Genomic DNA, 3,719 nt, shown 5'->3' with positions numbered 1-3,719 from the left:
CGCTCGGTGTTGCGGACGGCGTGACCGACGGCGTGGCGCTGGGCGTGGCAGAGGAGGTACGGGGTGTTGCGGAACTGGGCGGCGTCGACGGTACCTCCGAAAAGGCAATCGGCTCCTCGGACGGGCTCGGCGGGGTGGTGGCCGCCGATACCGGCGGCCCGGCTTCCGGTGCCGCGCCCGGCTCCCGCAGGAACGGCAGAGCGCAGAGCACCGCCCCCAACGCGAGTCCCCCGATCGGAATCAGCCAGCGGGGCCGCCGACGAGCCGGCCGCGAGTAGGCAACCCGCCCGCGACTGTGCTTCCCTCGGGGCCGCGCGCCCTCTTCCGCCTCAGGGGGCTGCGGGCCGGACTCCTTGTGGCCGTACTCGTTGCAGCCGGCGGAAACATCGTGCCGGTAGTAACCCTCGGCGGCGTAGCCCGCCTCCGGTAGGGCGTCCAGCTGTGCTCCGTACGCATCCTCGTGGTCCGAACTGGCATCGACCGGCCGGTACCACTCATGGCCCCGGCGTTCATCCGGATAGGCGTGGTCGTGCTCGTCGTACAGCTCGGCCCGGCCGGGCTCGTCGTACCCGGGTGCGGGGTAGGCCAGCGGGTCGGACCTCCGATACGCCTGCCCGTGCTGGTGGTGCGCCCCCTCGTACTGATCCTCGTACTGGTGGTGCCGGTGCCTCCCGTGTCGCCCTTCGTACTCCGGGTGGGCAGCGTGATCGGCGGAACGAGCGGTCGATCTCTCGGCCACGGTCGCCGGCCTCCTCAAGCACAGTTACGGACCGCTAACTGACCTTACTCACCATCGGCCGAAAGTCCATCCAGACATCCGGCGAACAGACGATCTGGAGCCCGTCGCAGACGGGCATGCGACGGAGTCGCTAAGCGGGTGTAGCGGGCTGGCACAGCAACTCGCCCGTGGCCGGATCCTGGCACAGGTATTGGCGACCCTCGTGCATCCACCCCCAGATCGAGTCCTTGAACAGGGGTCGCCGGCAGTGCCTGCAGGCGACGCGCTGCCTTTCCCCGGGTACCGGCTGGGCAACCTGGGCAGCCCCGTCCGCATTGGCGGGGGTTCTGGTTGTGGATTTCGGCGAGGCGGTGGCAGCGGAGCGGCGGGCTGGCCGGGGCTGCGGAGCTGGGATTGACGGTGGGGTCTCAACCATGCGAACTCCCTCTGCGCCTTGAACGGCCGGACCGACGGCACCCTGGGTCTGGAACCGCTCACCAGGGAAGCTGTTTAGGCCCGTTCTCTCCACAAAAGGAGGCGTTGCGGACGGCCGTGCCGTTACGGGCATCGCCGCCGGTAGACCCTGGGAAGGGGGTGTGTACAGGTCAACGCGGCCGCGCTCGCCGTGGTCGTCGGTCCTCTTTGGCCGGTTTGACGGCCCAGCCGACCCGCACTTGTTGCAGGGCGATTCCGGGCGAGGCTGCGACGCCTGCTCTCCGCCCGAGCGCCCCGGCGGCTCTGGCATGATGCTCGCCATGTCTGGCACGCCTAGCCCTTACCAGTCGGGTGCGAACTCGCCCACGATGCCGTTGAGGCTGATCGGCGGGCGGCAGGCACCTGGCCCCGACAAGACGCGCTGGTTCATGTGGGCGGCGGTCGTTGGTGCTCTGGTCGCGGTGATTCTTGCCGCCGTGACCGTCGCGTTTTCCGGCGGGGATACCGAGCGGCTGGCTTCTGCACCAGCGGCTACTGCGCCTACGGAGGCTCCGATACCAGAGGTAGCCGAATCGGAGGCGACCGGCGCGCCAACTGCCTCCCCGTCTGCCTCCCCGTCTGCCTCCCCCTCCTCCTCGAAGCCTGCGAAGCCGTCCCCTCGGCCAAGCTTGCGCCCGGTCGACCTCATCGCCGGACTGCACACGACAGTCCTCGGGCTCGCACGGGATGGACAGTTGGACCGGGACGCCGGCAAGGAGTTGACAAAGCGGCTTCGGGAAGCCGCGGAGAAGCTCGCGGACGGCAAGGTCGACAAGGCCCGGGACAAACTCGCTGAATTCGGCGAAAAGGTGGCTAAGCTGCGGAAGGAGAACAAGCTCTCCGACGCCGGCTACCAGACCCTCATCGCCGGACTGACGCAACTCGTCGCACTCCTGCCCAACCGCTGATAGTTCGGCGGGCTCGCGCCGACGGAAGAGGGCTGAGGCAGGACACAACCGACCTCGACTTCCAGCCGAACCCGGGCCGGCCACCTCTGCCGGCGTGGCCCCCTCCACTGAGTGGCGGCTCGCCCCGAGGTATCGAGCGTGTCGAGGCGGCAGAACCAGGCGATCATGCCATCGGCGACCGATCGCAGCATGTGCAGCCACAGCCCCTCGTCGAGGCGGTTGATCCCGCACTCTGCGGCATGGTGCCGCATGTCCGCGCCCAAGCCACTCGTCGTGGGCCGAGTCCGGCTTGCTCGGGTCTGTCGAGTTACGAACCCTGTTGCGTTTCGCGCACGATCACCGATCTCCATATCAATGGACATCGAATTGAGGAGGGATCTCATGGTGATGACCCGGCTACTTGCCAGCACGGTGGCGGCCACCGCCTTCGTTGCCGTCACCGCAGCGCCCGCGCAGGCGGCCGTCAACGACCCCCTGTACGACAAGCAATGGGGCCTGCAGCAGATCCGCGCCGAGCGGGCTTGGGCGATCAGCACGGGAAGCAACGTCGTGATCGCCGTCGTCGACACGGGCGTCGACCTGAGGCACCCGGACCTTCAGTCCAAGCTGGTCCCCGGCGCGACCTTCGTCGACTGCGGTCCGGCCTCCTGCGGTAACGGCGACTGGCGAGGGCCCGACGGCGAGCCGGACGCGGGAGACGAGCACGGCACCCACGTGGCGGGCATCGCGGCCGCGGCCACCGGCAACGGTGCCGGCGTCGCGGGGGTGGCCCCCGACGCGAAGATCATGCCGATCAAGGTGCTGGAGGCGGGCAGCGGCAGCTTCGCCGACATCGCGGCCGGTATCCGCTACGCGGCCGACCACGGCGCCCAGGTGGTCAACCTGAGCCTCGGCGCGCTGCCGGGTTCCCAGGCCCTCACCCTGGTCGGGCTCGAGTCCGACGTGACCGAGGCGATCGTGTACGCGCAGACGAAGGGCGTGGCCGTGATCGCCGCCGCGGGAAACGAGACGGCACCCCTCTGCGACACCCCGGCGTGGGAGCCCGGCGCACTCTGCGTCACCGCCACGGACCGGAACGAACTGAAGGCGTGGTACTCCAACCTGGGCGTGAAAGCCGACCTGAAGGCCGTTGCGGCTCCCGGTGGTGCCGGCCTCGTCAACTGCGACGACGACGTGTGGTCCAGCGTCCCGACCGGTACCGGTGCGGCCGCCTGCGGGCAGGGCGACTATGACGCGTACGCCGGCACCTCAATGGCCACGCCACATGTGTCGGGAGTGGCGGCGCTGCTCTTCGCACAGGGCCGCAGCCTGGACAACGTGTACTCGGTGTTGATGTCGACCGCCCGCACGCCCGTCGTCGGTCTGCGCGGTGTCTACACGCCAGCGTACGGCTGGGGCATCGTCGACGCTCAGGCCGCTGTCGCGGCACCCCGCACCTGACACGCTGCCACGCAGGCCCCGACTCCGACCGCGCTGGCGCCCCGACCCCGAGTAGACGGCGGCCGGGGCGGCCGGCGATCAGGACCCGCCGGCAGGGGCCATAGAACCTAACAAAGCACTACTGGGCGGTGACGTGGGTGACGCGGATGAACCTGACAGGTTCGGTGCCGTCGTTGCGG

General features: G+C 69.5%; 2 protein-coding genes and 1 pseudogene. 2 read left to right on the top strand and 1 reads right to left on the bottom strand.

The genetic code is table 11. The annotated features are described in order from the left end of the window. A pseudogene (locus tag ABZ570_RS33625) lies at positions 1 to 739 on the bottom strand (hypothetical protein); the annotation flags it as partial. Positions 740 to 1,821: 1,082 nt separating this feature from the next. Here ABZ570_RS33625 and ABZ570_RS33620 point away from each other — a divergent pair. Together ABZ570_RS33620 and ABZ570_RS33615 are read left to right on the top strand one after the other, a co-directional pair. Then, complete coding sequence (locus tag ABZ570_RS33620; protein WP_358072178.1) at positions 1,822 to 2,100, top strand: hypothetical protein; 279 nt, start codon at positions 1,822 to 1,824, stop codon at positions 2,098 to 2,100. 249 nt (positions 2,101 to 2,349) lie between these two features. Next, positions 2,350 to 3,540 (top strand): S8 family serine peptidase, encoded by a 1,191-nt coding sequence (locus ABZ570_RS33615; protein WP_358072176.1) that lies wholly within the window; start codon positions 2,350 to 2,352, stop codon positions 3,538 to 3,540. Positions 3,541 to 3,719 lie beyond the last annotated feature (179 nt).

Origin of the sequence: Micromonospora sp. NPDC007271, assembly GCF_040634005.1 — a bacterium.
Taxonomy (GTDB): Bacteria; Actinomycetota; Actinomycetes; order Mycobacteriales; family Micromonosporaceae; genus Micromonospora.
The sequence above is the reverse complement of the archived record's forward strand: the minus strand, read 5'-3'. Positions and strand labels throughout refer to the sequence as shown.